The 25,807-nt window shown below is 70.2% G+C and carries 29 protein-coding genes; 16 read left to right on the forward strand and 13 right to left on the reverse strand.

Going from position 1 to position 25,807, the window contains the following annotated elements; translation table 11 throughout:
• The first annotated feature begins 165 nt into the window (after positions 1 to 165).
• Complete coding sequence (locus ETD85_RS66155; protein WP_240779743.1) at positions 166 to 639, forward strand: hypothetical protein; 474 nt, start codon at positions 166 to 168, stop codon at positions 637 to 639.
• 97 nt (positions 640 to 736) lie between these two features.
• Here ETD85_RS66155 and ETD85_RS66160 read toward each other — a convergent pair whose 3' ends face one another.
• Together ETD85_RS66160 and ETD85_RS40160 are read right to left on the reverse strand one after the other, a co-directional pair.
• The gene (locus tag ETD85_RS66160) at positions 737 to 913 is read right to left on the reverse strand and encodes a hypothetical protein (protein WP_240779744.1); all 177 of its coding nucleotides are present in this window, start codon (positions 911 to 913) and stop codon (positions 737 to 739) included.
• Positions 914 to 1,006: 93 nt separating this feature from the next.
• Positions 1,007 to 2,002, reverse strand: a complete 996-nt coding sequence (locus ETD85_RS40160) for an alpha/beta fold hydrolase (RefSeq protein WP_138695073.1) — start codon at positions 2,000 to 2,002, stop codon at positions 1,007 to 1,009.
• A 281-nt stretch (positions 2,003 to 2,283) separates the two neighbouring features.
• Between ETD85_RS40160 and ETD85_RS40165 the strand changes: the two genes are divergently transcribed.
• The 5 genes from ETD85_RS40165 to ETD85_RS67660 all read left to right on the forward strand — a co-directional run bounded on the left by ETD85_RS40165 (position 2,284) and on the right by ETD85_RS67660 (position 7,018).
• On the forward strand, positions 2,284 to 3,813 hold the full coding sequence (locus ETD85_RS40165; RefSeq protein WP_138695074.1) for an FAD-dependent oxidoreductase: 1,530 nt from the start codon (positions 2,284 to 2,286) through the stop codon (positions 3,811 to 3,813).
• Positions 3,810 to 4,427: a TetR/AcrR family transcriptional regulator gene (locus ETD85_RS40170; RefSeq protein ID WP_138695075.1), complete on the forward strand. Its 618-nt coding sequence runs from the start codon at positions 3,810 to 3,812 to the stop codon at positions 4,425 to 4,427. The genes ETD85_RS40165 and ETD85_RS40170 overlap by 4 nt, the downstream gene beginning before the upstream one ends.
• 182 nt (positions 4,428 to 4,609) lie before the next feature.
• Positions 4,610 to 5,053 carry a CBS domain-containing protein gene (locus ETD85_RS40175; RefSeq protein WP_138695076.1) on the forward strand — a complete coding sequence of 148 codons (444 nt, stop codon included), beginning with the start codon at positions 4,610 to 4,612 and terminating at the stop codon, positions 5,051 to 5,053.
• On the forward strand, positions 5,050 to 6,342 hold the full coding sequence (locus tag ETD85_RS40180; RefSeq protein WP_138695077.1) for an ArsB/NhaD family transporter: 1,293 nt from the start codon (positions 5,050 to 5,052) through the stop codon (positions 6,340 to 6,342). Before ETD85_RS40175 ends, ETD85_RS40180 begins: the two co-directional genes overlap by 4 nt.
• Positions 6,343 to 6,370: 28 nt before the next feature.
• On the forward strand, positions 6,371 to 7,018 hold the full coding sequence (locus ETD85_RS67660) for an STAS domain-containing protein (RefSeq protein WP_138695078.1): 648 nt from the start codon (positions 6,371 to 6,373) through the stop codon (positions 7,016 to 7,018).
• On the opposite strand, the gene ETD85_RS40190 is transcribed toward ETD85_RS67660, so the two are convergent.
• Both ETD85_RS40190 and ETD85_RS40195 read right to left on the reverse strand, forming a co-directional pair.
• A complete protein-coding gene (locus ETD85_RS40190; protein WP_138695079.1) occupies positions 6,909 to 8,093 on the reverse strand; it encodes an NAD(P)/FAD-dependent oxidoreductase in 1,185 nt (394 codons plus the stop codon). The two genes, ETD85_RS67660 and ETD85_RS40190, sit on opposite strands and share 110 nt — an antisense overlap.
• Before the next feature lie 51 nt (positions 8,094 to 8,144).
• Positions 8,145 to 8,996: an SDR family NAD(P)-dependent oxidoreductase gene (locus ETD85_RS40195; RefSeq protein WP_138695080.1), complete on the reverse strand. Its 852-nt coding sequence runs from the start codon at positions 8,994 to 8,996 to the stop codon at positions 8,145 to 8,147.
• A 256-nt stretch (positions 8,997 to 9,252) separates the two neighbouring features.
• Here ETD85_RS40195 and ETD85_RS40200 point away from each other — a divergent pair, with 256 nt between their 5' ends.
• The 3 genes from ETD85_RS40200 to ETD85_RS40210 all read left to right on the forward strand — a co-directional run bounded on the left by ETD85_RS40200 (position 9,253) and on the right by ETD85_RS40210 (position 11,797).
• Complete coding sequence (locus ETD85_RS40200) at positions 9,253 to 10,203, forward strand: RNA polymerase sigma-70 factor (RefSeq protein ID WP_170247103.1); 951 nt, start codon at positions 9,253 to 9,255, stop codon at positions 10,201 to 10,203.
• Positions 10,204 to 10,362: 159 nt separating this feature from the next.
• Entirely contained in the window at positions 10,363 to 11,592 is a 1,230-nt protein-coding gene (locus ETD85_RS40205; protein WP_138695081.1) for a cytochrome P450, read from the forward strand.
• Between the two features lie 7 nt (positions 11,593 to 11,599).
• Positions 11,600 to 11,797, forward strand: coding sequence for a ferredoxin (locus ETD85_RS40210; protein WP_338087214.1), 198 nt, complete (start codon positions 11,600 to 11,602; stop codon positions 11,795 to 11,797).
• 307 nt (positions 11,798 to 12,104) lie between these two features.
• On the opposite strand, the gene ETD85_RS40215 is transcribed toward ETD85_RS40210, so the two are convergent.
• Positions 12,105 to 12,284 (reverse strand): hypothetical protein, encoded by a 180-nt coding sequence (locus tag ETD85_RS40215; protein WP_138695082.1) that lies wholly within the window; start codon positions 12,282 to 12,284, stop codon positions 12,105 to 12,107.
• 374 nt (positions 12,285 to 12,658) lie between these two features.
• Here ETD85_RS40215 and ETD85_RS40220 point away from each other — a divergent pair, with 374 nt between their 5' ends.
• Together ETD85_RS40220 and ETD85_RS66165 are read left to right on the forward strand one after the other, a co-directional pair.
• Complete coding sequence (locus ETD85_RS40220; RefSeq protein ID WP_138695083.1) at positions 12,659 to 13,387, forward strand: SDR family NAD(P)-dependent oxidoreductase; 729 nt, start codon at positions 12,659 to 12,661, stop codon at positions 13,385 to 13,387.
• Between the two features lie 34 nt (positions 13,388 to 13,421).
• The gene (locus ETD85_RS66165; protein ID WP_240779745.1) at positions 13,422 to 14,279 is read left to right on the forward strand and encodes a cation:proton antiporter domain-containing protein; all 858 of its coding nucleotides are present in this window, start codon (positions 13,422 to 13,424) and stop codon (positions 14,277 to 14,279) included.
• A gap of 83 nt (positions 14,280 to 14,362) precedes the next feature.
• Here the strand turns inward: ETD85_RS66165 and ETD85_RS40230 are convergent, their stop codons facing one another.
• Positions 14,363 to 15,301, reverse strand: a complete 939-nt coding sequence (locus tag ETD85_RS40230) for a sodium:calcium antiporter (protein ID WP_138695084.1) — start codon at positions 15,299 to 15,301, stop codon at positions 14,363 to 14,365.
• Between the two features lie 306 nt (positions 15,302 to 15,607).
• Complete coding sequence (locus ETD85_RS40235; RefSeq protein WP_138695085.1) at positions 15,608 to 16,336, reverse strand: DUF998 domain-containing protein; 729 nt, start codon at positions 16,334 to 16,336, stop codon at positions 15,608 to 15,610.
• Between the two features lie 147 nt (positions 16,337 to 16,483).
• On the opposite strand from ETD85_RS40235, the gene ETD85_RS40240 reads away from it, so the two are divergent.
• The 3 genes from ETD85_RS40240 (at position 16,484) to ETD85_RS40255 (ending at position 18,775) form a co-directional block, all read left to right on the forward strand.
• On the forward strand, positions 16,484 to 16,981 hold the full coding sequence (locus tag ETD85_RS40240) for a GbsR/MarR family transcriptional regulator (RefSeq protein ID WP_138695086.1): 498 nt from the start codon (positions 16,484 to 16,486) through the stop codon (positions 16,979 to 16,981).
• Positions 16,978 to 18,168: an FAD-dependent monooxygenase gene (locus ETD85_RS40245; protein ID WP_138695087.1), complete on the forward strand. Its 1,191-nt coding sequence runs from the start codon at positions 16,978 to 16,980 to the stop codon at positions 18,166 to 18,168. The genes ETD85_RS40240 and ETD85_RS40245 overlap by 4 nt, the downstream gene beginning before the upstream one ends.
• 214 nt (positions 18,169 to 18,382) lie before the next feature.
• A complete protein-coding gene (locus ETD85_RS40255) occupies positions 18,383 to 18,775 on the forward strand; it encodes a hypothetical protein (RefSeq protein ID WP_138695088.1) in 393 nt (130 codons plus the stop codon).
• A gap of 42 nt (positions 18,776 to 18,817) precedes the next feature.
• Here the strand turns inward: ETD85_RS40255 and ETD85_RS40260 are convergent, their stop codons facing one another.
• Genes ETD85_RS40260 through ETD85_RS40270 form a run of 3 tightly spaced genes read right to left on the reverse strand, consistent with a single transcriptional unit; the run spans position 18,818 to position 22,642 of the window.
• On the reverse strand, positions 18,818 to 19,987 hold the full coding sequence (locus tag ETD85_RS40260) for an FAD-dependent monooxygenase (protein ID WP_138695089.1): 1,170 nt from the start codon (positions 19,985 to 19,987) through the stop codon (positions 18,818 to 18,820).
• A 31-nt stretch (positions 19,988 to 20,018) separates the two neighbouring features.
• Positions 20,019 to 21,017: an NAD-dependent epimerase/dehydratase family protein gene (locus ETD85_RS40265; RefSeq protein WP_138695090.1), complete on the reverse strand. Its 999-nt coding sequence runs from the start codon at positions 21,015 to 21,017 to the stop codon at positions 20,019 to 20,021.
• Positions 21,014 to 22,642: a CocE/NonD family hydrolase gene (locus ETD85_RS40270; RefSeq protein ID WP_138695091.1), complete on the reverse strand. Its 1,629-nt coding sequence runs from the start codon at positions 22,640 to 22,642 to the stop codon at positions 21,014 to 21,016. The genes ETD85_RS40265 and ETD85_RS40270 overlap by 4 nt, the downstream gene beginning before the upstream one ends.
• A gap of 163 nt (positions 22,643 to 22,805) precedes the next feature.
• Here ETD85_RS40270 and ETD85_RS40275 point away from each other — a divergent pair, with 163 nt between their 5' ends.
• The gene (locus ETD85_RS40275) at positions 22,806 to 23,276 is read left to right on the forward strand and encodes a GbsR/MarR family transcriptional regulator (RefSeq protein WP_206059160.1); all 471 of its coding nucleotides are present in this window, start codon (positions 22,806 to 22,808) and stop codon (positions 23,274 to 23,276) included.
• Between the two features lie 492 nt (positions 23,277 to 23,768).
• Positions 23,769 to 23,993: a hypothetical protein gene (locus ETD85_RS40280; RefSeq protein ID WP_138695092.1), complete on the forward strand. Its 225-nt coding sequence runs from the start codon at positions 23,769 to 23,771 to the stop codon at positions 23,991 to 23,993.
• A 185-nt stretch (positions 23,994 to 24,178) separates the two neighbouring features.
• Here the strand turns inward: ETD85_RS40280 and ETD85_RS40285 are convergent, their stop codons facing one another.
• The 3 genes from ETD85_RS40285 to ETD85_RS40295 form a co-directional block, all read right to left on the reverse strand.
• On the reverse strand, positions 24,179 to 24,511 hold the full coding sequence (locus ETD85_RS40285; RefSeq protein ID WP_138695093.1) for a hypothetical protein: 333 nt from the start codon (positions 24,509 to 24,511) through the stop codon (positions 24,179 to 24,181).
• Between the two features lie 113 nt (positions 24,512 to 24,624).
• Positions 24,625 to 25,086, reverse strand: coding sequence for a polysaccharide biosynthesis C-terminal domain-containing protein (locus tag ETD85_RS40290; protein WP_170247104.1), 462 nt, complete (start codon positions 25,084 to 25,086; stop codon positions 24,625 to 24,627).
• Position 25,087: 1 nt separating this feature from the next.
• Positions 25,088 to 25,402 (reverse strand): hypothetical protein, encoded by a 315-nt coding sequence (locus ETD85_RS40295; RefSeq protein WP_138695095.1) that lies wholly within the window; start codon positions 25,400 to 25,402, stop codon positions 25,088 to 25,090.
• Positions 25,403 to 25,807: the final 405 nt, after the last annotated feature.

Raw genomic sequence — 25,807 nt, forward strand, 5'->3', positions numbered from 1 at the left:
CTGGCCAGCGCAGGCCCTCCGACGTCACGACCGCCTGCCTCTCGGCCTCGAACGCCCCCACCACTCCAACGCCCCGACCACCTCAAACACCCCCGAGTACACAAAGCACCCAAAGCCGCGGTCGTCGCGGGCTTTGAACACCTGGTCAAGGCCGACGGAGGCGACATGGGCTTCAAGCACGAGTCCAACCTGCTGTCGATGTGGTTCACGGTGCTGGACTGGGGGCGGCTCACCGAACGCCTGAACGGTATGTCGGCCACCTTCGTCCGGCAGCCCAGTCACGTGATCAGGCAGCCCGAGCCGAACGAGGACGAGATCGGCAAGGCGATTCCGGAGTCGGTGATCGCCCAGTTGAGCGAGCACACCGCGCTGCTTGGGAAGGGCGTCCGCCACGGGCGGTTGTCGGCCGGGCAGGTCCATGCGATGGCGGTGGCGATCTATGAGCTGCTGCGCGACACCGGCCGCCGCCCTTATGAGATCGCGCAGCTGGAGGTGGACTGCCTGGAGAAGGACGGGGAGCACTGGCAGTTACGCTGGGACAACGGCAAGGGCCTGCGCAATGGGCGCCGGGGGCCGGGCCGGGGTGGTAGCCGTGGGCGTGGAGCAACTCCCGGGCCTTGGCGTCGTCGCGGGTGGTGACGCTCTAGCTGCTGCTCCAGGCCGTCGGTGTCGTGCTCGCCGAGCAGGCGGCCCTGGTGGATGATGCCGATGCGGGTGGCCAGGCGGGCGACCTCGGTCAGCAGGTGGCTGGACAGCAGCACGGTGGTGCCGTGCTGCTGGGCCAGACCGGCGAGCAGGGTGCGGATCTCCACGCCGCCGGCGGGGCCAGGCCGTTGACGGGCTCGTCCAGGATGAGCAGGTCGGGGGCGGGGATGAGGGCTTTGGCCAGGGCCAGGCGTTGCAGGTTGCCCATGGACTTCGTGATGGCTTGCCCGGCAGGTGTGCCGGAAGCCTGGCCGGCGACTACTGCCCGCGATTGCTGTCGTCGGCCGCCTGCGGTGCCGCGTCAGGCGTTCACGTGCCCGTCAGCGGTGTGGTGGTCGGTGAGGAGGAAGGCGCGTATCTGGGCAGTAATGGCGGGATAGTCGGGGGCGAACCAGATCATGTGGCTGTCGGCGCGGCTTTCCATCAGTTCGGCCCGGGCTATCGCCGCGGCCAGGGATCGGGCGTGGGAGAAGGGCACCGAGCGGTCGTTGCGGGTGGCGATGATCAGGGCGGGCTGGCTGATGTGGGCGGTGCAGTCGGCCACTGGGAGCATGTCGGCGACGAAGCCGTGGCCTGAGCGCATCGAGGTGTACAGGTGGGTCAGCGTGACGCGGTCGGCGGCGCTCAACTGCGCCCGCACCTGGCCGACGGGCAGCAGGGACAGGTCGCGGGTGAGCAGCCGCAAGGCCGGCTCGGGCGCGAAGCGGATCGCCGTGCGCACGAGTGCCCAAGTGACGGCTTCGATCCCGGGATGGAACAGGATCCGTCCGCCGAGACGGGTGCGCCGGTCGGGCCAGGGCAGGAAACCGACCGGGCTTTGCAGAATCACCCGCTGCACGAGGTCGGGATGGCGGGCCGCCATGGTCAGCGCGGTCCGTCCGCCGGCGGAGATGCCGACCACGGCGGCGACCTGGTCGACGCCCAGGTCCCGGCACAGGTGCGCGATGGTGTCGGTGAAGTCCGCCACGGTGCCAGCCCCAGTCGTCGGCCCGGTCGACGGCCCGTTCACGGGTGTGCGCCCGTAGCCGGGGCGCGAGGGGATGAGCACCCGCATTCCCGCATCGGTGAAGACGTCCTCGCCCAAGGCCAGTTGTGCCCGCATGTGGCCGCCGTGGAAGACCAGGACCGTGCCGGGGCCGTCGCCGTGCATCCGGTATTCCACCGTCTGCGCCCCTACCCGGGCCAGGGCCAGATCCCGCTCCCCGGCGGGGGTGAGCCGTGGTGCACGCCGACCCGTTCGCGGCGCAGTGGTGTCTGTGATCTCGTCTGCACGGTGCTGTTGCGGGATACCGCTCATCTGCGTCTCCGGGGTCGTCGTAGCGGACCTTTGCCGACCAGACTTCCCGGCGCACCAGGTTCACCGTACAACGACTTCACCCGTCGGGGGGAACACACTTCCCTCCCCCTTTGGCCCCATCGGCTAACCCGGTCCCGCGTTCTGCGGCAAGGCCGGTCTTTGACCGCATGAGGGGTCACCTGCCACCAGTACTGCGATCGCCGTTCCCCTGGACCCGAACGACGTCAAGGAGCACAATATGTTTACGATCCCGTTCCGTTAATAAATAGGAGGCCGAAACTATGGAAGCGGAGATCGATGTCCTGGTGGTTGGGGCGGGCCCGGTCGGCCTCGCCCTGGCGTGCGCGCTGTTACAGCACGGCTTGTCCGTCCGCGTGATCGACAAAGCCGCCGCACCGGCCACCACGTCCCGGGCGAACTTCGTGCATGCCCGCGGCTCGGAAGTGCTGGATCGCCTGGACGCCCTCGGCAACCTCCCCGAGGAGTCGGTACGGGCGATGACGATCACCACCTACGCCGGTGACCGTCCGATGATGCGGATCCGGTTCGGCGACCCGGGCCTGGGCACCGCCGCCCCGCCGATGGTGATCTCCCAGGCGCGCGTCGAGGCGCACCTGCGCGAGCGGCTGGCCGAACTGGGTGGCCGGCCGGAATGGGGCGCGCCGCTGGCCGGATTTCAGCAGGACGCGGACGGGGTGACCGCGGTGCTGGGCGACGGCCGTACCATTCGGGCGGGCTGGCTGGCGGGCTGCGATGGGACCGCCAGCGCGGTGCGCAAGCTGGCCGGCATCGGCTTTCCCGGCGTCAAGGTCAGCGAACGGTTCCTGCTGGTCGACGGCCGCCTCGACCCCGGCCCAGGCTCTGGCCTGGACCGTTCGGGCACCAGCGGCTGGACGCACGCCGATGGCGTGCTCGGCGCGATGCCGATGCCGGGCGAGCAGTGGCGGCTGCTCGCCTACGACGCCGCCTTCTCGGCCGACAAGCCGAGCGAGGAGGAGATCGCCGAGCGCGTGCGGCAGATCCTGCCCGAGCGCACCGGCCTGCCCGGCCTGCGCCTGACCGACGTCACCTGGGCGTCGCTGTTCAGCGTGCACCGCCGCCTGGCCGACGCCTACCGCAACGGGCGTGTCCTGCTGGCCGGGGACGCCGCTCACGTGCACGCCCCGTTCGGCGGGCAGGGCATGCTCACCGGGCTCGGTGACGCCGAGAACCTCGCCTGGAAGCTGGCCCTGGTCGTTCAGGGCATCGTCCAGGGGGCGACTGCGGAGCGCCTGCTCGACACCTACCAGGCCGAGCGCCGCCCGCTGGCCACCGCCGTGTTGCGTGGCAGCACCGCCGCCACCAAGGTCAACATCGCGGGCAGCCCGCTCGGCCGGTTCCTGCGCGACCAGGTGCTGGTGCGGGTGTTCAACCAGCCGTGGATCCAGCGCTGGACCACCTACACCACCTCGCAGCTGTGGGTGAGCTACCGGCGCGGCCCGCTCGGCGGGCGCGGCCGCAAGCCCCGCCCCGGCGACCGCGTCGGCGACCTTGCCTGCCGGCGCCCTGACGGCAGCCGCACCCGGTTGCATGCCGAACTGCGCGGCAGGTGGGTCATGCTCGGCGACGGCATCGAGTGCGACGCCGCTTTCGAGGCGGCCCGGCAGCGGCTCGGCGACCGGGTGGTCAGGCTCCACGCCGCCGGTCCCACCGACGGCACCGCTGGGGAGCACGCCTTGCTCATACGCCCGGACGCCCACCTGGCCTGCAAGGGCGGCCCCGCCGACCTGACCCGCTGGCTGGCCCACTGGCTGGATGGAGCCCTCGCGTGAGCGCCAGCCGGGGACGCGGACGCCCGCGCGACCCGCAGACCGACACCGCGATCCTGGAGGCCGCGCTGGAGCTGTTCGTCGAACGCGGCGTCGAGGGCATCAGCATCGAACAGGTCGCCAAACGCGCCGGAGTGGGCAAGCCGACCGTCTACCGCCGCTGGAGCACCAAGGAGGACCTGATCGCCCAGGCCATCGAGCAGTGGGTCGCCGCCGAGGTCACCCCCTCGGCCGCCGACGTCTACGCCCTGCCGCTGCGCGACATCGTTGAAGGCGTCCTGCCTGCGGCGGCCGAGACCGCCGCCAGTCCCGCCTTCCGCGCGCTGGTCGCCCGCATCATGGGCTCTGCCGTGAGCCACCCTTCGCTGATGGCCGTCTACTGGAGGCACTACATCGTGCCCCGCCGCCAGCTGGCGGCCGCGATGCTCCAGCGCGCTCAGGCCGACGGCACTCTGGCCCCGGACACCGACCTGGACGTGCTGATCGACATGATGGCCGGCGCGGTCACCTACCGTGTGCTGCAGCCCGACCCGCCGGACGCCGCAGGGATGCTGCGCTACCTCACCGCCGTCTACCGCCAGGCCGGGCTCTACCCTCCCGCTCACGACAGCCCGTGACCACCGGCCCGGCCTGCCGATGTCAAGGTTGCTTCCCAAGCGAGGTGTCACGGCAGGTTCGCCACGTTGGTGACCGGCACACGCCTGCGGTGTCTGATCTTGACACGTGTTGATAGGTTCTCTACAGGTGCGCCGGGAAGTCTGGTCGGCAGTCTTATCGCCGATCGTGAAATGGGGCCGCCGTGCGCGCTCGTGACCTGCTCGCCGCCTTCCCGACTGTCACCGCCGACACCCTGGTGATCGAGGCCGCCCGGCTGCTGGCCGGTCAGGACCTGCCCGGCCTGATCGTCGTCGACGAGCGCGGGCTACCGCTCAGCATTCTGCCCGGCACCCAGGTGCTGCGTCTGGCCGTGCCTGGCTACTGCCTGGAGGACCCGGCGCTGGCCCGGGTGGTGGACGAGGAGCACGCGGACGCGTTCGCCTCCTCGCTGGCCGACCGGACAGTGCGCCAGGCGCTGCCACCTGATCGGCGCGAGCTGCCGGTGAGCGATCCAGACGCCACCGTGCTGGAGATCGCCGCGTTGATGGCGCGCACGCACAGCCCGCTGGTCGCGGTCGTGGAGCAGGGGCGGCTGCTGGGCGCGGTCACCCTGCAGGCGCTGCTGGACCGGGTGCTGGCCGCATGACGGTGCTGGCCTGGCTGTCGGTCGCGGTGTTCCTGGGAGCGTACGCGCTGATCGCCTCGGAGAAGATCCACCGGGTGGCGGCCGCGCTGGGCGGGGCCGGGATCATGCTGGCCATCCACGCGACCGACGCCGGAGCGGCGTTCTTCTCCGAGACCAGCGGCGTCGACTGGAACGTCGTCTTCCTGCTACTGGGCATGATGGTGATCGTCGGGGTGCTGAAGCAGACCGGCGTGTTCGAATACCTGGCCATCTGGGCGGCCAAACGCGCCCGTGGCCGGCCGTACCGGCTGATGGTGCTGCTGGTGGTGATCACCGCGTCGGCCTCGGCGCTGCTGGACAATGTCACCACGGTGCTGCTGATCGCGCCGGTGACGTTTCTGGTGTGCGAGCGGCTGGCGCTGCCGGTGGTGCCGTTCCTGATCGCCGAGGCGATGGCGTCCAACATCGGGGGCGCGGCCACGCTGGTGGGCGACCCGCCCAACATCATCATCGCCAGCCGGGGCGGGTTGAGCTTCAACGACTTTCTCCTCCACATGGCGCCGATGGTCGTCTGGTTGATGGTCGTGTTCGTCGGGTTGTGCTGGCTGCTGTTCCGTAAGGCGTTCGTCTACGATCCCGCCCGCGCCGAGGAGATCATGGCGCTGGATGAGCGGGAGGCGATCGCGGACCGCAGGCTGCTGTGGCAGAGCTTGGCGGTGCTGGCGCTGGTGATGGCGGCCTTCGTGGCTCATCCGGTGTTGCACTATGAGCCGTCGGTGGTGGCGATCCTCGGGGCGGGGGTGCTGGTGGCGGCCACCGAGGTGACCACCGAGCAGGCCATCGCCGAGGTCGAGTGGCCCACCCTGGTGTTCTTCATGGGCTTGTTCGTCATGGTCGGGGCGCTGGTGCAGACCGGCGTGATCGGCCAGGTCTCCCGGCTGGCGGTGGAGGCCACCTCGGGGCAGCTCGGGCTGACCACGATGGTGCTGTTGTGGGCCTCGGCCGGGCTGTCTGCGATCGTGGACAACATCCCCTACGTGGCCACGATGAGCCCCATCGTCGCCGACCTGGTCCAGGCCAACGGCGGCAACGGCGCCGGGCAGGTGCTGTGGTGGGCACTGGCCTTCGGCGCCGACTTGGGCGGCAACGCCACCGCCGTCGGCGCCGCCGCCAACGTCGTCGTGATCGGCATCGCCGCCCGCAACGGGCACCCGATCAGCTTCTGGCAGTTCACCAAGTACGGCCTCATCGTCACCGTCGTCACCGTGGCGCTGGTGACGCCGTACCTGTGGCTGCGCTACCTGGCCTGATCTGACCCACCGGAGCGAGAGGCAGCCGATGTCTGCCGACGAGCTGGCCGTGCATACGGAGTGCGGGGAGACGGTGCTGGTGGTGCGCCTGGAAGGCGAGCTGGTATGGCCTGCGGCGCCCGGGCTGAGCACGCGGGTGCAGGCGTCCTTGCCGACCGGGCCGGCGGCGACGGTGCTCGATATGTCGTGGGCGAGGTTTCTGGACTCCTCCGGAGTGGCGGCCCTGCTGGCGCTCTACCAGAGCCTGGCCGAGGCGCAGGCGGTGGTGGCGTTCGCGCGGTCCACTCCGCTCATCGAGCGTCTGCTGACCATCGCCGGCCTGCATGATCACCTGCCGCTCTACGACACGCTTGAGGCCGCGCGCCGCGCTGACGGCTGCCTGCTCGTCGAGGTCGCCCAGCATGGTCATCAGCTCGTCCATGGCGAACGTTCCTCCCTGGTGGACGGAGAGCCTGGCTTCGGCACGGGAGCTGACGGTAGGCCGGCGGGGCGACGGGCGAGGCTCGAAGCGGGCCACAGCGGCGCATCAGGGTGCCATACGTCGCCTGCACAAGAGGTTCCCGCAGTCAGCAGGCGGACGCATCCGGCGCGGCGGCCAGGCGGCGCTTGCGCTTGGGCAGGCCAAAGGTCGGGTGCGAGATGCCCCACAGCGAGATCTGGAGGATGCCCGTCTTGATCCGCGCGGCCTTCCTGCCGCCCACGTACGTCGGCTTTGCTCGCGCTTCGTCGTCGACCATCTGCAGGATCCCGTCCCGCCGTCCGAGGCTGATGTGGTTGCCCGGGTAGTCCAGCTTGTTCTTCCCAATCTTGCGGCCGGTCAGGCGTCCCACGACCGCGTCCGTGGCCTGCCGGCCGGTGGAACCGGCCGAAGCACAGGACATCGGCAGCGGCCGGCCGTTGTCGCCGATGGCGTAGGCGCTGTCGCCGGCGGCGTAGACGTTCGGGTGCGAGACCGACCGCATGGTGTCATCGACGATGATCTGACCGTAATCGGTGACCTCCAGCCCGCTGGCGGCGGCGATGAGGTTGACCGCGAACCCGGCCGTCCACACGGTTGCATCGGACGCCAGGGCGGTACCGTCGGCACACCGCACCCGCGTCGCTTCGACGGCTTCGACGCCGGTGTGTTCCAGGACGGTCATGCCCAGCCGGTCGCAGGCCTGGCGCAGGTGGCTGCGGGCTCCCGCGGACAGCCGGGCGCCAAGCTCGCCGCGGGCGATGAGCGTCACCGACAGGCCGGGCCGGGATTCGGCGATCTCGGTGGCGGTCTCGATGCCGGTCAATCCGTCGCCGACGACCAGCACTCTCCCGCCTTCGCCACGCCTGTCCAGGCTGTCCAGGCGCTCGCGCAGGCGCAGCGCCGCGGGCCGGGCGGTGACATGGAAGGCATGCTCGGCCACGCCGGAGACGCCGCAGTCGGCGACGTGGCTGCCGAGCGCGTAGACGAGCGTGTCATAGCCGAGTTCGCCGACACCGGCGTCAGCGATGGCGACGACCTGGCGCTCAAGGTCGACGGCGGTGACCCGGGCCAGGCGCAGCCGTATGCCTGTGCCCGCGAAGACGTCGACGAGCTTTGGAGCCTCGATCTCCTGGCCGGCCGCGAGCTGGTGCAGCCGCAGCCGCTCGACGAAGTCTGGCTCAGCGTTGACCACGGTGATCTCGGTGTCCGCTGGGGACAGCCGGCGGGCCAGGCTCCCGGCCACGTAGGCCCCGGCATAGCCGGCGCCCAGGACGACGATGCGGTGCTTCATGTGTTGCTCCTGTCGGTTCGCTTGCGCTGGGTGAGTTGACTCGGCCCTGGGTCACCGACCTTCTTGAACGAGGTTGCCGTGAGCCTGCGCCGCAAGGTCCTGCCAGTCGGCCCAGGTCTTGAGGCGGTCGGCGTAGACGTGCTGGAGCATCGGGTAGAAGCCCTGGCCGAAGAGCACTCTCAGCGGTGGGTTGTCGGAGTCGACGATCTTGAGGAGTGCCTGGGCCGCGGCGGCCGGGTCGCCGGCGGGCTGTTTCCCCGCGAACGCGGCGATGCGCCGGCGAAGGCCGTCGTAGGTCGGGTTGGGCTCGGACAGGTGGCCGTTGTTGAGTGGGTCGGGGTTCTTGCCGGACCGGGTGGCGAAGCCGCCGGGCTCGACCACGGTCACCTTGATGCCGAAGTCGGCGACCTCCTGGGCGAGGGATTCGTTCAGGGCTTCCAGGGCCCACTTGGAGGCGCTGTAGGCGCCGCTGAGCGGCATCGCCATGAGCCCGGCCGCCGAGGACAGCTGGATGATGTGCCCCGAGTGCTGCTCGCGCAGGTATTGCAGCGCGGCCTGGATCACCCACACCGCGCCGAACAGGTTGGTCTCCAACTGGTCGCGCAGGTCCTGCTCGGCCAGCTCCTCGACCGCACCGACCTGGGCGTAGCCGGCGTTGTTCACGATGACGTCCAGACGGCCGAAGTGCTCCCTGGCCCGCCTGACGCTCTCGAAGACGGCGGCCTTGTCGGTTACGTCCATCTCGAGCGGGAGCACCGCGTCGCCGTAGGCGGCGGCCAGTTCGTCCAGGCTTTCGGCGTTCCGGGCGGTCGCGGTCACCCGGTCGCCACGGGACAGCGCGGCCTCGACGAAATTGCGGCCGAGGCCGCGGGACGAGCCGGTGATGAACCAGACCTTGCTCATGATGTCTTTCCGTTCTTTCTGCGATGGCAGTTACGCGGTGGTCACCGCGCAACCGGCCAAGGCGATCAACTCGGGGAGTTGCCTGCCGCTCGGATCGTTCGCGCGGCGTCCTGGCGACCATGAGGCGTCGGCACCCTGAGCTTTGTGACAGTGCGGTCATGTGACGTGTGTCACCGATGGCGGGTGTCACACAGCGGTGGGCGCCGGCGCCTTATGCATGGAGCAGGAGTTGAGAATGGACAGGCAGGAGCCAGGTATGAACGAGCGCAGGGACGCAGCGACGGGCACAGCCGAGCCGATGGCTGGTGGCGGCCGGATGGACTGCGTCACCTGGGCGACCGAGGCATTCCTCGCCCACCGCAACCTGCTGTTCACCGTCGCTTACGAGATGCTCGGCTCGGCCGCCGACGCCGAGGACGTCCTGCAGGAGACCTGGCTGCGGTGGATCAAGGTCGACTTGGAGCAGGTGCTCGACCAGCGCGCCTACCTGGTGCGGATCGCCACCCGGCGCTCGCTCGACCGGCTGCGCACCATGAAGCGCCGCAAGGAGGCGTACGTCGGCCCATGGCTGCCCGAACCACTGCTCACCGCACCCGACGTGGCCGAGGACGTCGAGCTCGCCGAGAGCATGTCGATGGCCCTCATGCTCGTCCTGGAGACGCTGTCGCCGACCGAGCGCGCCGTCTTCGTGCTGCGCGAAGCATTCGACATCGGCTACGACGAGATCGCGGCCGCCGTCGGCAAGAGCCCCACGACCGTCCGCCAGATCGCGCACCGCGCCCGCCGGCACGTCGATGCCCGCCGCCCACGCGAGGTGGTCTCCCCGAGCCAGACCCGGGCGGCGCTGGAGTCGTTCCAGCGCGCGGTCGAAACCAGGGACCTGCAGGGCCTCCTCGACGTGCTCGCCCCCGAGGTCGTCCTGATCAGCGACGGCGGCGGCGTCAAGCAGGCCGCGCCGCAGCCGATCATCGGCGCCGGCAAGGTGGCCCGCATGATCGTCAGCGGCCTCGGCAAGGCCCAGATCGCGCTCGCCGGCGAACCCACCGTGGTCAACGGCAACCCGGCACTCCTGCTGCGCGTGGACGGCGACATCGACGGCGTCATAGCAGCCCGGGTCGAGGACGCCCGCATCACCGGCCTGTACTACGTCCGCAACCCGCAGAAGCTGACCCGCATCGCATCGGAGACCCCACTCACGCTGCGATGAACACCGGTGACGAGCCGGCCCACAGCCTCGGAGCGAATGGACCTGACGGTGGCGCAACAGGCGCCTGTCGTCCTACGCGGAACCGGCGGTGTCGATCACGCTCCCCAGGCCGCCACAAGCAGAGCAGATTCCACCAGATCTCATACTGGGAGGTCATTCATGACAAAGAACGTCGCCGACACCGGCGAACTCGCCGGTCTGGAACTGCCGGTTGAGCGGGGCTGCCCGTTCGCCCCGCCCGCCGCCTACGGGCGACTGCGCGAGCAGGCGCCGATCAACAAGATCCGCCTCGCCAGCGGCGGAGAGGCGTGGTGGGTATCCGGGCATGAGGAGGCCCGGGCCGTCCTCATCGACGGCCGCTTCTCCTCCGACAAGCGCAAGGACGGCTTCCCGCTTTACACCCTCGATGCGGCGACCCTGCAACAGCTCCGCAGCCAGCCGCCGTTGATGCTCGGCATGGACGGCGCCGAACACGCCGCGGCACGGCGCTCGGTGATCAGCGAGTTCACCGTCAAGCGGCTGGCCGCGCTGCGCCCGCGGATCCAGGACATCGTCGACCACTTCATCGACGACCTGCTCGCCACCGACCAGCGGCCGGTCGACCTGGTGCAGGCACTGTCCCTGCCGGTGCCCTCCCTGGTGATCTGCGAACTGCTCGGCGTCCCCTACACCGACCACGACTTCTTCCAAAGCCGTACCACCATGATGGTGCGCCGGACCTCGCTGGAAGAGCGCCAGAGAGCCTTCGCCGAGCTGCGCGCCTACATCGACGACCTGGTCACCCGCAAGGAGTCCGAACCCGGCGACGACCTGTTCGGCCGGCAGATCGCCCGGCAACACCAGGAGGGCACCCTTGATCACGCGGGCCTGGTGAGCCTGGCCTTCCTGCTGCTGACCGCCGGACACGAGACCACGGCGAACATGATCTCGCTCGGCGTGGTCGGGCTGCTTTCCCATCCCGAGCAGCTGGCCTTGGTCAAGGCCGACTCGGGCAGGACGCCCATGGCCGTGGAGGAACTGCTGCGCTACTTCACCATCGCCGACGGGGTCACCTCCCGGCTCGCCACCGAAGAGGTGGAGATCGGCGGGGTGAGCATCAAGGCCGGCGAGGGCGTCATCGTCTCCGGCCTCTCGGCCAACTGGGACCCGGCGGTGTTCAAGGACCCGGACGAACTGGATGTCGAACGCGGGGCCCGCCACCACCTCGCCTTCGGGTTCGGCCCGCACCAGTGCCTCGGCCAGAACCTGGCCCGGATGGAGCTGCAGATCGTCTTCGACACGCTGTTCCGCCGCATCCCCACCCTGCGGCTCGCCACACCGGCCGAGGACCTGCCGTTCAAGACCGACGCCGTCATCTACGGCGTTCACGAACTCCCTGTCACCTGGTGAGCAGGACATGATGCGGATCAACGCCGACACCCGTCTCTGCGTCGGCTCCGGCCAGTGTGTCCTCACCGAGCCGGCCGTCTTCGACCAAGACGACGACGGCATCGTGGCGCTGCTGACCGATCACCCCGACGACCAGAGCGCCGCACAGGCGCGCCACGCCGTCACCCTGTGCCCGTCCCGCGCCCTATCCATCCTGCAGGAGTAAGCCCTACCCTGGTGGGCCACGCGTCCGTCCGTGTCCGCGCGGGCGGGTAGGTCAGACCTTGTCTCCAGCGCACCTGCGCTGGAGACAAGGGGTCGAATCAGGTTGAGAAAGGGGCGGACCAGTCGGTCGACCGATCGGCTATCGCGTTTGCGGCCGGGAGCTCAACCCGGTGAAAAGGGCATGGAGTACGCGGTCGACGTAGGCGGGGGTCAACGGCTGCTGTGTGATCAGCAGCCGTAGTACAAGGGGGCCCGACAGGATCTCGAACGCCAGGTCCAGCGAAGCCGGGAGCGAGTTGAGCCTGGTCCTAGGCGGCCCTGAGGCGAGCCAGGGTGTCGGCGGTCTGTGGCTCGATGAAACGCCGGTTGAGTGCGGCGGAGACCTTGGGCGTGCTGAGCTTCGCCGATGAGGTCTTGGTACAGCGGCCCCCTGGTGGCCAGCCCAGCAGGTCGGCGGCCCTGGTCATCACCTCGCGTAGATCAACCACGATGTCGCCGGTGTCAGGGTGGTCCAGACCTGCGGTGTTCAGAGCGGATTCTTCGCCACTGCGTGGCCGCACTAGCCGTGAACTTGGGCTACCACTGGTCGCGATCCGTGGAGACAAGTTCTCTCACCTGGCTATCGCGGCATAACGATCGACGCGTCGCCTCTCATTCCCAGCGGTTGTGTCGTCGAACTCCACATCCCGATTGCCTGGCCTCGCGGAACGACTTCCCTGCTGCCCTTACCCATCGCCGACCTTCCACGCCGATCCCGCCGGTTTGTGACAACCGCCGCTGGTGGCCTACAACACGCCTCAGCAGTGTCACAGGTCGGGTCGGCACCGTCACATGCCGTAAGTACAACGACGTCAGGAGAGAAATGACCTCAGTATTGATCACTGGAGCGAACAAAGGCCTGGGCTATGAGACCGCACGCAGGCTCGGAGAGCTGGGCTGGACGGTCTTCCTCGGCTCACGCGACGAGGGTCGGGGAAGGGCCGCCGCGCAGAAGCTGGCCGCCGACGGCGCACACGCCATCATGGTTCCGTTGGACGTGACCTCGGAGGAGTCGGTGGCCGGGGCTGTGCGACTAGTCCGGGAGCACACCGACCGAATGGACGTGCTGATCAACAACGCCGGCACGCCGGGCGGCGGTGTCAACCCGGCGGACGCGACGGCCAAGGACATCCACGCCGTCTACGACGCCAATGTGTACGGGCCGGTCCGGGTCACGCAGGCGTTCCTGCCGCTGTTGCAGGCGGCCGATAACCCGCGGGTGGTGATGGTCACCGGCGCCGGGGGGTCCATCGCGTTCGTGACTGACCCCAGGCAAGCCGTCTCGAAGATGTACGAACTCGCCTATACCTCGTCGAAGGCGGCACTGAACATGATCACCGTCCGATACGCCCAGGCGCTGCCGGCCATCAAGTTCAACGCCGTGACCCCCGGCGAGGTCGCCAACGGCAGGTTCACCGCCACCGACATGAACATGCACACGGGCGAGCTGATGGTCACCGAGGGCAGTGATCCGATCATCGAGCTCGCGCTGCTCGCCTCTGACGGGCCGACCGGGATCTTCATCGACCGCCTCGGCCCCATCGCCTGGTAGAACATCCCAGAACGGAGTGACAGATGAGCATGGGTTGGCTTGTCACAGGCTCCTGACCACCACCGCCAACCGCAAAGCGATCGACTGGATCCCTATCGAAACCCGCGCGCAGCTGCCGGTGTTCGGGGCGCAGCGCGATGGCCTGTGGCTGTGGGTCGAGACCTGCGAGCGCCGGCAGGCCCGGGACCTGAACGCGGCCACGGCTGCGAAGGTCGACCAGTACGTGGCCGCGGTGGAGGCGTTCGCGGCAAGCAACACGGTCATCCTGGCGCTGGCCAACGAGCTGGCCGCGGGCACGATCGAGGCGACGCTGGCCAAGTCGGACCTGGAGCTGGGCGTGGAGACCTTGGCGGAGGCGCTGGCCCGGCAGGCGAACCCGTTCCCGGACGCGTTCGCCGCCGGTATCACGGTGGCCACCTTCGACGAGCGGCAGCGGACCTCGTTCGAGCATTTCGGCGAGCTCATCGCCGAGTTGTTCAAGCTGGCCGCGCTGCTGGTCTTCGGCGCGCTGATCACCCCGGCGCTGCTCGGCTCGGTCGGCTGGACCGGCTGGCTGTTCGCGATCCTGGCGCTGGTGCTGGCCCGCCCGGCGGCCATCTGGCTGTCGTTCCTCGGTTCGGGGCTGTCGGTGCGTGAACAGGCGGCGGTCGCCTGGTTCGGGCCGAAGGGTTTCGCCTCGGTGGTGTACGCCCTGATCGTGCTCAGCTCCGGCATCGCCGCCGCCCAGCAGGTCTTCCAGCTGGTCGCGGTCACCATCGTGGCCTCGATCTTGCTGCATTCTTCGACCGACATCGTGGTGGCGCGCGGCTTCGACGACGAGCGTGACGTCCCGGCCTGGTTCGGCAAAGCCCACCGGCTCCGGGGGCGCCTGCCCGAGGACGGGCCGAGCTGAGCGGAGATTCCTGCGGGTGCGGGTGCCACCGGGTGAGATGCCGCGCGAGCAGGTGATGGGAGCCGTATGGCCGGCGCGCCCAGTCAGATGGACAGGAGCAGCAGCAGGGCGTAGGCCATCACCAGGATGGCCGATTGCGGGCGGCCCAGTGGCGTGCCGGGGGCGAGCAGGAGCCAGGTGGTGCCACTGACGGCCACCATGGCGATGATGAGGGTCGGCGCGAGAGTGGGCGCTTGACGGCTGGTGAAGGCGGCGATGGCGCCGCCTGCCAAGCTGGTGATCAGATTAGCGCCGAGCAGGGTGGCGATGACCAGGTCACCGCCGCCGTAGCGCTGGGCCCGGAGCGTGAAGAGCAGGTCGGGAAGCGCCAGGCCGAATGCCACCAGCGTGAAAGCGGCCAGGTCCGCTGAGGCGCCCGTCCACGCGCTGAACCCGGAGGCGCCCATCACGAGCAGCTGCGCGCCTGACAGCACCCCGGCCAGGCCGAGCAGCGTTCGCCTCACCTCGCGCCCCGGATGCTGTGGCGCGTCCGTCCGCAGGTAGCGGGTGGCCTGGATCGCCACCTCGTCGCCAGGGGCCGAGCGGGCCAGATGGTGCAGCAGCGCCAGTGCGCCGGCCAGAGCCGCGGCCAGGGTGACGCTCGCGCCCAGGCCCAGCCCGTGCAGGAGAAGGATCGCGAACACCGTGACCGCCGCCACGGACAGCAGCGCCTCACGCTGCAGCAGCCGGGAACGGACCGCCAGGCCCCCCATCAGCCCGCCGACGCCGAGCACCAGCGTCACGTTGACGAGGTTGGCGCCGACCAATGCGGCAGCGGCCAGCTCGCCATGTCCCCTCAGGCCGGAGGTAGCAACCACGATGACCTCCGGGGCGCCGGCGACGCACCCGATGACGAGCGTACCCACCACGGCGGGCTGCAGCCCGAGCCGCTCGGCCAGCCGGCCCGAGCCCACAAGCAGGTGATCCGCGGCGAAGGCCAGCATGGCCCACCCGGCCACGATCTCAGCTATCAGCAGCAGCATCGCCAGCCCCCCGGCAGCTCATCTCACCTCGGCCGACGGCCGCCCCGCCGACCTGCGCCAGATTCTGCAGCGACGACCACCGGCCATGACAGTGCGATATCTATCATGCGCGCTACGTCATGGCCGGGCTTGACGTTCAGATGTGCCCGGCTGCTGGTCAAGACATACCGCGCCGGTGAAACCGATGGGGTGGCCGGAGCCGAGGCCCGGCGTGGCGTGTAGCGGACCTTCTTCTATCACCGCCTGTGGGCGCGTGCGGTCGGCGCCGGCGGGCCGGGCGGCCGCACGTGACAGATGCGGCCGCGGTCATTGGTGAGCATCGGTGTCGTGCGCCTCCGGAGAAGGGCGGCTTGTGTGGTGGACGCCTGCGTGCCGGAGCAGGTGAACGGCCACGGCCGCAGCCCAGCAGAACCCGGCCAGGAGGGCTAGGTGTTCGAGCATGCCCGCGGGAGCCGGTCGCCAAATGCCCTGGGTGTCCAGGCGGTAGGCGATGCCGGCGGCGAAGGCGAAGACGATGATGAGCGTCCCGGACAGCCGGGAGTAGACGGCCCAGCGGCGGCTCGTCTGGCCCAGGCGTCCGGCCAGGACGTACGCGGCGGCGCTGAGCCCGGCGAACAGCAGGAAGCCGGCCACCTGGTGGACGATGCCGGAGGCGGTGACGATGTGCGGCTGCCCAGGATTGGACTGGCCGGGCGGGTAGCCGAGCGCGGGGTCGGTGGGCACCAGCCCGGCCACGACCAGGCCCGCCGCCGTGGCGGCGAGCAGGATCGGCCCCCAGGTCGAGCCCCGCCCGCCGCCCTGCCCGGCTCGCAGGGCGCGGCGGACCCCGGCGGCGAAGGCGGCCAGCAGCAGCCCGCCGAGCACGAAGTTGATCATCAGCAGCCAGCCGCGCTCGCCGGTGCCGAGCTGGCTGGCGCCGTGATGCCACAGGCTGTAGCCGGGCCGGGTGGCGCCATCGGCCCACAGCAGCGCCGGCACCAGAACGCCGGCGGCGATGCCGCTGCCCAGCAGCACCGACAGGGCGCGAGATGACATCGGGGAAAGTCCTCCTGTTTCTCCGCGACGGTTCGTCGCGGGCCGACCAGACTTCCCGGCTCTCCCACAGCACGCCCCGGCCGGGACGTATCCTGATACAGCGACTTTAGCGCATACTGAAACAACTGCAATAGGAGGAGATCCGGCGTGACCGAGCAGGAGCCGTTGCTGGAGTGGGTGGAGCGGGTGGCCATGTATCTGGCCCGGGATGGGGTGCCGCCGATCGCCGGGCGGGTGCTGGGCTGGCTGATGGTGTGCGATCCGCCGGAGCAGTCGGCGGGTCAGGTCAGCGAGGCGATCGGGGCCAGCCGCGCCTCGCTGACCTCCAACCTGCGGCTGCTGACCAGCATGGGGTTTCTGACCTGGCGCACCCGGCCGGGCGAGCGGACGGTCTACTACCGGATGGCCGACGACGCCTGGGCGGTGGTGGCCCGCCAGCAGATCGCCGGCATCACCTCCTTTCTCGACATCACCCGCGACGGCCTGACCCTGGTCGGCCCGGACGACGGACGGGCCGCGCGCATCCGCCAGGCGCACGCCACCTTCGAATGGATGGCAGGCGTGTTCAAGAGCGCGCCGCCCCTGAACCCCGCCGATCCCGGCTCCGCCAACGCAGGCGCTCTTGACGGTGAGGAGACGCCGTGACCGGACGGGCAATCGTGGTCGGCGGCGGCATCGGCGGACTGGCCGCTGCTTTAGCTCTGCACCGGATCGGCTGGCAGGCCGTCCTGCTGGAGCGGGCGGCCGAACTCGGCGAGATCGGCGCTGGCATGTCCCAGGCCCCGAACGCCATGCGCGCGCTGGCCGAGCTCGGCGTGGGTGAGCAGGCGCGCGCGGCCGGGGTGCCCACCTACTCCGCCGGCAATCTGCGGCTGCCGGACGGCCGCTACCTGCAGCGCGCCCGCCCCGGCGACCCGACCCCGTTGACCGCCTTCCACCGCGCGGACCTGCACCGGGTGCTGCTGGAGGCGGTCCCCGCCGGATGGGTGCGCACCGGGGCGGAGGTCACCGGCATCCATGACGACCACGACGCAGTGACGGTCACGTGGAGCGGCGGCGAGGCCGGCGCCGACCTGCTGATCGGCGCCGACGGCATCCGTAGCACGGTGCGCCGGCTGCTGTGTCCGGACGTGCCGCCGCCGCGGTTCCTGGGCCGCACCGCCTGGCTGGGCATCGCCGACGTCGGCACCGGCGCATTTGCGGTCGCCGACGGGCTGTCCGGCAGCGTCACCATGGGCCCCGGCGGCTACTTCCTGATCCATCCGATCAGCCGCGGCCGCGCCTACTGGGCCTACGTCACCACCGCCGGCCAAGCCGGCGTCCGCTACCCGAAGGAGAAGAGCGAGGCGGCCCGCCGCCTCGCCTCCTGGCACGAGCCGATCCCGGCCCTGATCGCGGCCACCCCGGAGCAGGCGGTGATCCACATCGACATCTGCGACCTGGACCCGCTGCCCACCTACGTCCACGGCCGGGTGGCGCTGCTCGGCGACGCCGCCCACGCGATGAGCCCGGATCGCGGTCAGGGCGCCGGGCAGTCCCTGGAGGACGCGGTCGTGCTCGGCGCCGCCCTCGCCGACGAGTCCGGTGATGAATCCGGTGGTGAGTCCACGGTCGAGACGGCGTTGCGCCGCTACGACGCCGAGCGCCGCCCACGCACCCAGGCCACCGCCCGCGGCGCCCGCGCCGACGGCCACCGCACCACCTCCACCGCCGCCTACCGGGCGCTGGTGGCCACGATCCGGCTGATGCCCGCCCCGCTGTGGCGCAAAGGCATCGCCGCCGGCGGCAACGCCACCTGGCGATGGCAGCCGCCGCACCTGCCATCGCCGTGATCGGGCTGGGCCGGTTCGGCACCTCGCTCGCGCGGGAGCTCGCCCGGCATGGCATCGAGATGCCGGCCATCGACGCGCCCGAAGCTCGGGCCAGAGCTGGTGATTCCAATGTCCGGTGAACGCCCGGCTCGTGCCCTCGCCTGGCTGTCCCCAGCGATGAAGTCTGAAGGAACGGCAGCATCCGCATCACCGGCTCGGCCGTTCTGGAGGAGACATGCGCTTGCGAACCACCACCTCGCTCCTGCTCGCGGCCGCGGTCGCGGTCGGCTTCACCACCTCAGCGACGACGTCGGCAACTGCGGCCGTCGCAGCCGCCTGCGACAACGCGGCGTGGAAGCCCTACTGGACCGTCGGCCCTGGGCCCACCGGCACGGTGAACGGCGAAGTCAGACGGCAGGGCGCCACGTGCGGCAATGTGAGTGTCGTGGCCGTCGTCTACAAGGAATCCGGGTGGTGGGACGACGTCGTCGCCTCCCACGAGCGGACCTACGCAGTCGGCACCCTGAGAGCTCGAGGCACCTGTCCTGGGGACAACTATTACTACACACAGATCCGGATCAACGGCGTGACCATGGCGGAGTCGGATCAGGTCCGGCTCGCGTGCTGATCGAGCCGTTCCCCATCCCAAAGAGCAGCGGGCTCAGACGGCTCAGCCCTTGATGAAGCGGCGGGTCATGTACCGGCGCACCGGCGGCAGGGCGGCCAGGCGCAACGGCAGCTGGGTCAGCCACAGCAGCAGCGGGTTGGCGGGCGCGTAGACGCCTTTGACCCGGCGGCCGAGTTTCTGCTTCGCCTCCACCTCCGGCCGTAGCGCGGTCTCCCAGGCGGCCAGGGCGGCTCCGATGCCGCCGCCGGTGTCGCTGCCGTGACGCTCCAGCTCGGTGCCGAGCTGGTAGGCACCGCCGACGGCCAGCGCTGAGCCGTAGCCGGCGAACAGGGTGACGCACCAGGCGGCGTCGCCGAGCAGAACGACGCGGCCGCGGCTCCAGGTGGGGGCGACGACCTGGCTGATGGTGTCGAAGTAGACCGAGTCGGTCCTCCCCATGCCCGCCAGGACCTCGGGGATGACCCAGCCGAGATCGCCGTACACCTGGGGCAGCACCGTGGCGGGGTCGTCGCCCCGGTCGTCGTGGCGGGCGCCGCGTGCGGTGCGGTAGCCGAAGAAGGCGACGTTACGGCCGTCGCCGGCGCTGATGACCGCCACTGTGCGGCCACGCGAGGACAGGGTGGCGGTGGTGCCGGGCGCGATGGAGGCGGGGCGCTTGTCGAGCATGTAGACGGCGACCTGGTGCTCCAGGTCGAGCAGGTAGTCCTGTTCGGGGCCGAAGACCAGGGCGCGGGTGGCCGAGTGCAGGCCGTCGGCGCCGATCAGCAGGTCCGCGTGCTCCACGGTGCCGTCGCTGAGGGTGGCGTGCACGGCGCGGGTGTCCTGGTCGACGGCGGTGACGGTGGTGGCGAAGCGGATCTCGGCGCTGTCGCGCACCTTGTCGTACAGGACGGTTTCGATGTCGCCGCGCAGGATGTTCATCGAGCGCGGGCCCATGGTCGCGGCGATGATCTCGCCACTCAGGGAGAAACGCCGTTCACCGCCTGGCTTGTGGTAGACGAGTTCTTCGGTGACGAAGGCCCGCTTGCGGAGGTCAGGCAGGATGCCCATCCGCTCGGCGGCGTCGTAGCCGATGCCGCCGAAGGTGACGGCATAGCCACCGCTGCGCCGGGTGGGGGTGCGTTCGATGATGAGGCTGTCCCAGCCGATCTGGGAAAGCCTCAGGGCGGCGGCCAGCCCGGCGATGCCGGCTCCGATGATGATGGCGCGCATATGAAGGTTCCTCGCTGAAGCAGGTAGAGGGTCAGAGCTGGTCGAGGACGCGCCGCTCGGCGGCGGGGTCGAGCCAGGTGTCGGGTGAGGGGGCGTCCAGGCGCGGGGCGGGGTCGCCTTCGGTCTGCAGCCAGGCCCAGGTGTCGGCGAGCGTGTCGCGCAGCGGCCGGGTGGTCAGCCCGGCGGCGAACGCGGCGCTGACGTCGGCGTCGTTCATGCCGGTCGGCGCGGGGTCGTGCGGGAAGCGCAGCCCGAACTCCATGCCCAGCCACACGCTCTCGCGGCGCAGCAGGTCCTCGCTCGCCCACACCAGCTCGGCGTCGAAGCCGGTCACCTCCAGCGCCGTCTCCAGCAATTGCCCGATCGTGGCCGCGCCGGGGCGGCCGGTCACCGTGTAGGCGCCGCCGAGCCGGCGTTCGGCGCACTGCAGCATCCAGGCCGCCATGTCGCGGACGTCGATGTACTGCAGCGGCGCATCGGCCCGGCCCGGGGCCAGCACCTGGCCGCCTTTCTCCAGGCGGCGCAGCCACCACGGGATGCGGCCGACGTCCTCATACGGTCCGAGGATCATCCCGGCCCTGGCCAGCAGCGCCCGCTCACCGTAGGACGCGATGACGGCCAGCTCACCGCCGCGCTTGGCGGCGGCGTAGTCGGCGTGATCGGCGCTGTCGGGGTCGCCGTCGACGAGCGGCGCGCTCTCGTTCGCGTTCGCCGGCCACGGCCAGCGGTGCACGCCACGGCTGGAGATGTAGCCATAGTGTCCGGTGCGACCGGCCAGCAGGCGGGCGCTGTCGCGTACGACGCGGGGCGCCCAGGCCCAGGTGTCGATGACGGCGTCCCACTCCTTTCCGGCGAGCGCGGCGGTGAGCGCCGGGGTGTCGATGCGGTCGGCGACGAGCGCGTGAACTCCAGGGGCGGGTGGGCGGCTGAGGCCGCGGTTGAGCGTGCTCACCTCGTCCCCGCGCTCAAGCGCGGTTTCGACGATGGCGCGGCCCACGTGGTGGGTGCCGCCGAGGACGAGCAGTTTCATGATGCTCCAGGAGTCAAGGGGAGCCAGAGGGCTGACGGGTGGTCGAGGTCGTGGAAGATCTCGTGCTCTGATGCACGGAGCTCGCGCGCCTCGGCCAAAGGTTGGCCGGTGCCTGGGTTACGGCCGTAGCGGGGATGAGCACCGCTGGAGACCTGCAGCCGGATCCGGTGGCCGCGGACGAAGCGGTGGGCCAGCGGCCACAACTCGATGTCGACCGCGCCCATGTCGGCGGCGCGTATGCCGCCGGGCTGGTTCAGCCGGACGATGCCGTCGCACAGGTTGAGCGAGCGGCCGCGCGGGCTGACGTCACACAGGCGGGCGAAGTAGTCGACGTCCGGGATCGATGATCGGGCATGCAGGCGGACCCGGACTGGGCCAATCACCTCGACGTCCTCGGTCAACGGGGCGGTGGTGAAGGTGAGCACGTCCGCTCTGGCCTCGATGGCGCGGTTGTCTTTCGGGCCCGCGGACCTGCTCACCGCCGTCCCGCCCACTGTGGGGGTCGGGTCACCGGGGTCGTAGCGGTAGCGGCTGGGGCTCGCCTCAGGCGCAGGTTCCTCACGGCTCAGCCGGCCGCCCGGGCGCAGATACCAGCTGGTGGGCTGGTGTGCGGGCGGCCAGCCGGGCAGGTCTCGCCACCGCTTCGCGCCGGTGACGAACACCCGCACCCCGGTGGGTGCGGCATCGCCGTTCATGGCCGCGTCCAGGGCGGCCAGCGCGTCCTGCATGCCCTCGCGGGTGTACAGGCCGCGGCCGTGTCCCCACGGTCCGACCAGCAGCCGGACCTCGCGCCCGGCGGCCAGCAGGCGCGCGTGGTCGGCCAGCATGCTGGGCAGGAAGAAGTCGTACCAGCCGCCCTGCAGGTGCACCCGGGGCGGCATCCGCTCGGTGTTGGCGCGGTGGTCCGTGCGCTCCCAGTACGCCTGGCCGCGGCCATTGCTGATCCACTCCTGAAACCAGCTCACCCGGCGCCCGGTCAACGCGCGATCGGCCTGCTCCAGCGGAAGGGTGAGGGTGGCGCGGCGCAGCTTGCGACCGGCGGTGAAGGTGGCCAGCATCTGCCGGGGCAGGGAGAAGTTGCCGCTGAACATGGTGTCCACAAGCTGGACCCAGCCCAGTGCGTTGCCCAGCGCGAAAGCGCCGCCCGGGTACATGAAGTGCTCGGCGAAGGCCGACGGCGCGTCCTGGATGAGCGCGATCTTCCATTCCGGGATGTGCCGGGCGGCCAGCTCCCACTGCACGAGGCCGAGGTAGCTGGCTCCCCAGGTGGCCAGCTGATCGCCGAACCACGGCTGGGCGCGCAGCCAGCTGAGCGTGCCGTCGGCGTCGGCTGGGTCGATGGTGAAGCCGTCGAAGCGGCCGCCGGAGCCGGCCGTGCCGCGCAGGCTCTGGTACAGCACCTGGTATCCGCGCTCGGCCAGCAGCTTCGGCAGCTGATCGAGCGCGTTGCCCCGGCCGTAGGGGCTGCGCAGCAGCACCAGCGGCGGCCGGTCCAGATCAGCTGGGTAGTAGTGGGTGGCCAGCAGTGGCACGCCGTCCGTGGCCGGGATCACGATGTCGCGCCGCCCCTGCACCGGGTGCCGGATGGCGGGACGTACGCCGAACAGGCGGCTGAGCAAGGTCATCGGGTCATCTCCTCGTCGGCACGTGAGGAACTCACGTCGCCGACCAGGCTTCCCGGCACACCATCGAATCTCCGGAACGGAGCCGATGTCAGCAATATAGCGAATCTTCAGAAGTTTCTGAACACTTCTGAAGTTCGCTACCCTGTCGCCTAGGAGGTGGCGGGTGAACGACAGAGACGAGCAGTGGCAGGCGGCCGAACGGCTGGCCCTGACCTTGACCGAAGGCGGCTTGCAGCGCATGGCCGCGCGGACACTGGCGGTGTTCCTGTTCACCGACGCCGAGACGGTCACCATGGGCGAGATCGCCGACCGGCTCGGCGTCAGCGCCGGCTCGGTCTCCGGCTCGGTCAAGTCCCTGCTGTCGGTCGGCCTGATCGAACGCCTGCCCGCGCCTGGCAGTCGCCGCGAGCACTACCGGCTCCGCGATGACGCCTGGGCCACGCTGTTCACCAGCCAGAACACGGTCATCCAGCTCATGCTCGCCGCCGCCGAGACCGGCATCGCCACGACCACGGCCAGCGATCCCGCGCATCGACGGCTGACGCAGATGCGCGACTTCTACCAGTTCATGCTCAAGGAGATCCCCACCCTGCTGCACCGCTGGCAGGAGCATCAGGCCACGCATTCCAGATGATCTTTCCTGCGACGACCGAAGCCGGGGCTCACTCCGCGCAAGGCCATCCATTTTTACTTCAGGAAATAGCCCTCCGTGAAGTAACCACGCTCATTCCATCTTCGAAGGCTGACCTCGAGACCGACGATGGATGAATGATGATCGTTCTGTTCGAGGGCGCCCCGAGGCCATCGGGATCTGCGGTGGTGAGGCGGAGGCCGGCCAATGCGCCTTACTTGCCTGACAAGATCACAGCGCTCTGGCCTGGGAGAAGAGTCGAGAACCCAAGATAACCATTGGCCCCTGCGGTTGGTACGGGCACTTAGGTGACCATCCAAACCAGGCAGGGCCGGAGCAAAGGCTTCGTTGCAGATGAGCGCCGTGTCGTGGTCGATGTCGGCCCAGCAGGACGTGTCGCATCGGGTACCCTCGCGCGCGCGGGCGTATTGGCGGCTCTCAGAGGGCCTTTGCGGGGCCGTCACACCCGCACGCCGGCGACGCGACATGCGACACGTGACGGCCCGTAACCGTCAGCCGCCCGGTGTCCTGGAGCCGATCGGTAAAACGGACAACGTCAACCAGTCCAAGTCCGACCAGGACCCGGCCGAGTGGCAGCCGCCGCGCACCGCCGAGCGCTGCCGCTACGCGCGGGCCTGGATCCAGGTCAAGTGGTACTGGGGCCTGAGCCTCGACAACGCGGAGAAGTCGGCACTGGGCGGCATGCTCTCCTCCTGCTGACCGCCACCCGCACCCGCCCGTCCGCACCACACGCCTCCGCTCCGGCCCGAAAGGTGCCGAGAGCGGAGGCGCCGCAGGACCGAGAGCGAAAGCACCAACGGCCGCGAAAGCGCCGGAGAGCAAAACGCGCCGCAGCGCCGAAGCCGAGCCGTCTCGCAACAGAACGCGGAAGCGCCGCAGGGGCATCAGCTGTGTCGGTGGAAGCCGCTGAGCTGCACCACGAGGATGAGCGCGCTGCCCGCAGTCAACGCCGTCCACAAACCGGTCAGCCCCCACTCCCCCGCCACCGGGAACATCGCCAGGGCGAGCAGCCCATGCCCGACGATGACCGAGCCCAGAGTCCAGGTCGAGCGCCTGAGCGCCACCATGCCCGCCGACATCACGATCCCGCCGCCGTTGACCAGCGAGTACGCGACCACCAGCGGCAGCAGGGCGACGACGACCACGCCCGGGTCCGAGGTGAACAGCTCCAGCACTGCGCGGCCGGCGATGACCAGGACGAGCCCTCCGACCAGCACCCCGCCCGCCCCGATCGCCAGCGCGGCCCGGTTGATCTCACGGGCCTCGGCGGAGGAGGCAGCCCTGGCGATCTCCGGCGTGGCGGCCTGCCCGACGGCGAACGCGGTCAGCGTCAGAAACCCGCCCAGAGCCCCGAGGATGGCGTGCGCGGCGGCTCCCTGCGCCCCGTCCGCGCCGCGGCGTAAGTGACGCCGCCCATGACCATGAACTTGATCAGAAGCGTGGCGGACATCGGCAGTCCGACCCGGGCCATGCACAGGATCTCCTGAGGCCGGGGACGCCCGAGCCGCAGTGACTGCCCGGCCAGCTCGGGCAGGCGGAGCAGCAAGGTGTTGGACATGGCGACGGCCACGGCGCTGAATGCCAGCATGGCGATGCCGGTGCCCAGGATACCGAGCCTGGGCACCAGGACGAGGGACAGGATCACCTCGGCGGCGGTGCCGGACCCGCTCGACCAGAGCACCTCCCGGCTGCGTCCCAACGCGATCAGCATCCCGTTGGCACCTCCGCCCGCCGAGAACAGCAGCACCTGCGCAGCGAGGAGCAGCGGCAGGACACCGAGTTCAACCGTCACCTCATCGGGCGTTCCCGCCACCCGCGCCGGACGCGCCGATCGCGATGCTCAGCCAGCGCGCGTCCCGCAAGATCGGCAGCGCCTCGGCGGGAGGCTCGCGTAAGAGGGCGATGAACGGCGCCATGCCCCGTAGCGCGCCGGACACGGCGGCGGTGACCGGGGCGAGCGCCGCATTGGCCACCGCGAAGGCCGCCAGTTGGGCCGTGGCCTGGTGTCCGAGCAGGGAGGTCCCGACGAGCTGCGCGATGATGCCGGTGCTCATGGACAGGAGGAGGGGGATCGTCGCGCCGAGGATCGCGCGGTGGGGAGAGGACATGAAAAGCAAATCCCCGGCGGTCTGTCCGTCCGGGGTCCTGATCATTCTATCAGGGGGCGATGACTCCGGCGGGTTGGACGACGGGCCCTGGGATGGGTCCTTGGCTGGTTGGGCGGCCCAAGGGTGGTGTCCCTGGGCGGGTGGGCGGTGCCCTGGGAGTTCGCCCGAAATTCAGGAGTGTGGGCGCGGCGGCCGGGTGCGGGCGGTGGGGAGGCCGCCCGCACCCGGCGCCTAGCTGAGACGTGCCGGGCGGCGGCTAGCGGTACGCGCTGGCTTGCAGGGTGTAGAGGTCGGCGTAGAGGCCGTCGAGTGCCATGAGGGTGGCGTGGTCGCCCTGTTCGGTGATCTTGCCGTGGTCGAGGACGTAGATGCGGTCGGCGTAGCGGACGCTGGCCAGGCGGTGGG

It is taken from the genome of Nonomuraea zeae (assembly GCF_005889725.1).
GTDB lineage: Bacteria > Actinomycetota > Actinomycetes > Streptosporangiales > Streptosporangiaceae > Nonomuraea > Nonomuraea zeae.

Excerpts from the sequence above, each read along its gene's own strand:
- ETD85_RS66155 (WP_240779743.1), top strand. The coding sequence starts at position 166 with ATGGGCTTCAAGCACGAGTCCAACCTGCTGTCGATGTGGTTCACGGTG.
- ETD85_RS66160 (WP_240779744.1), bottom strand. The coding sequence starts at position 913 with ATGGGCAACCTGCAACGCCTGGCCCTGGCCAAAGCCCTCATCCCCGCC.
- ETD85_RS40160 (WP_138695073.1), bottom strand. The coding sequence starts at position 2,002 with ATGAGCGGTATCCCGCAACAGCACCGTGCAGACGAGATCACAGACACC.
- ETD85_RS40165 (WP_138695074.1), top strand. The coding sequence starts at position 2,284 with ATGGAAGCGGAGATCGATGTCCTGGTGGTTGGGGCGGGCCCGGTCGGC.
- ETD85_RS40180 (WP_138695077.1), top strand. The coding sequence starts at position 5,050 with ATGACGGTGCTGGCCTGGCTGTCGGTCGCGGTGTTCCTGGGAGCGTAC.
- ETD85_RS67660 (WP_138695078.1), top strand. The coding sequence starts at position 6,371 with ATGTCTGCCGACGAGCTGGCCGTGCATACGGAGTGCGGGGAGACGGTG.
- ETD85_RS40190 (WP_138695079.1), bottom strand. The coding sequence starts at position 8,093 with ATGAAGCACCGCATCGTCGTCCTGGGCGCCGGCTATGCCGGGGCCTAC.
- ETD85_RS40195 (WP_138695080.1), bottom strand. The coding sequence starts at position 8,996 with ATGAGCAAGGTCTGGTTCATCACCGGCTCGTCCCGCGGCCTCGGCCGC.
- ETD85_RS40200 (WP_170247103.1), top strand. The coding sequence starts at position 9,253 with ATGAACGAGCGCAGGGACGCAGCGACGGGCACAGCCGAGCCGATGGCT.
- ETD85_RS40205 (WP_138695081.1), top strand. The coding sequence starts at position 10,363 with ATGACAAAGAACGTCGCCGACACCGGCGAACTCGCCGGTCTGGAACTG.
- ETD85_RS40210 (WP_338087214.1), top strand. The coding sequence starts at position 11,600 with ATGATGCGGATCAACGCCGACACCCGTCTCTGCGTCGGCTCCGGCCAG.
- ETD85_RS40220 (WP_138695083.1), top strand. The coding sequence starts at position 12,659 with ATGACCTCAGTATTGATCACTGGAGCGAACAAAGGCCTGGGCTATGAG.
- ETD85_RS40230 (WP_138695084.1), bottom strand. The coding sequence starts at position 15,301 with ATGCTGCTGCTGATAGCTGAGATCGTGGCCGGGTGGGCCATGCTGGCC.
- ETD85_RS40235 (WP_138695085.1), bottom strand. The coding sequence starts at position 16,336 with ATGTCATCTCGCGCCCTGTCGGTGCTGCTGGGCAGCGGCATCGCCGCC.
- ETD85_RS40255 (WP_138695088.1), top strand. The coding sequence starts at position 18,383 with ATGCGCTTGCGAACCACCACCTCGCTCCTGCTCGCGGCCGCGGTCGCG.
- ETD85_RS40260 (WP_138695089.1), bottom strand. The coding sequence starts at position 19,987 with ATGCGCGCCATCATCATCGGAGCCGGCATCGCCGGGCTGGCCGCCGCC.
- ETD85_RS40265 (WP_138695090.1), bottom strand. The coding sequence starts at position 21,017 with ATGAAACTGCTCGTCCTCGGCGGCACCCACCACGTGGGCCGCGCCATC.
- ETD85_RS40270 (WP_138695091.1), bottom strand. The coding sequence starts at position 22,642 with ATGACCTTGCTCAGCCGCCTGTTCGGCGTACGTCCCGCCATCCGGCAC.
- ETD85_RS40295 (WP_138695095.1), bottom strand. The coding sequence starts at position 25,402 with ATGTCCTCTCCCCACCGCGCGATCCTCGGCGCGACGATCCCCCTCCTC.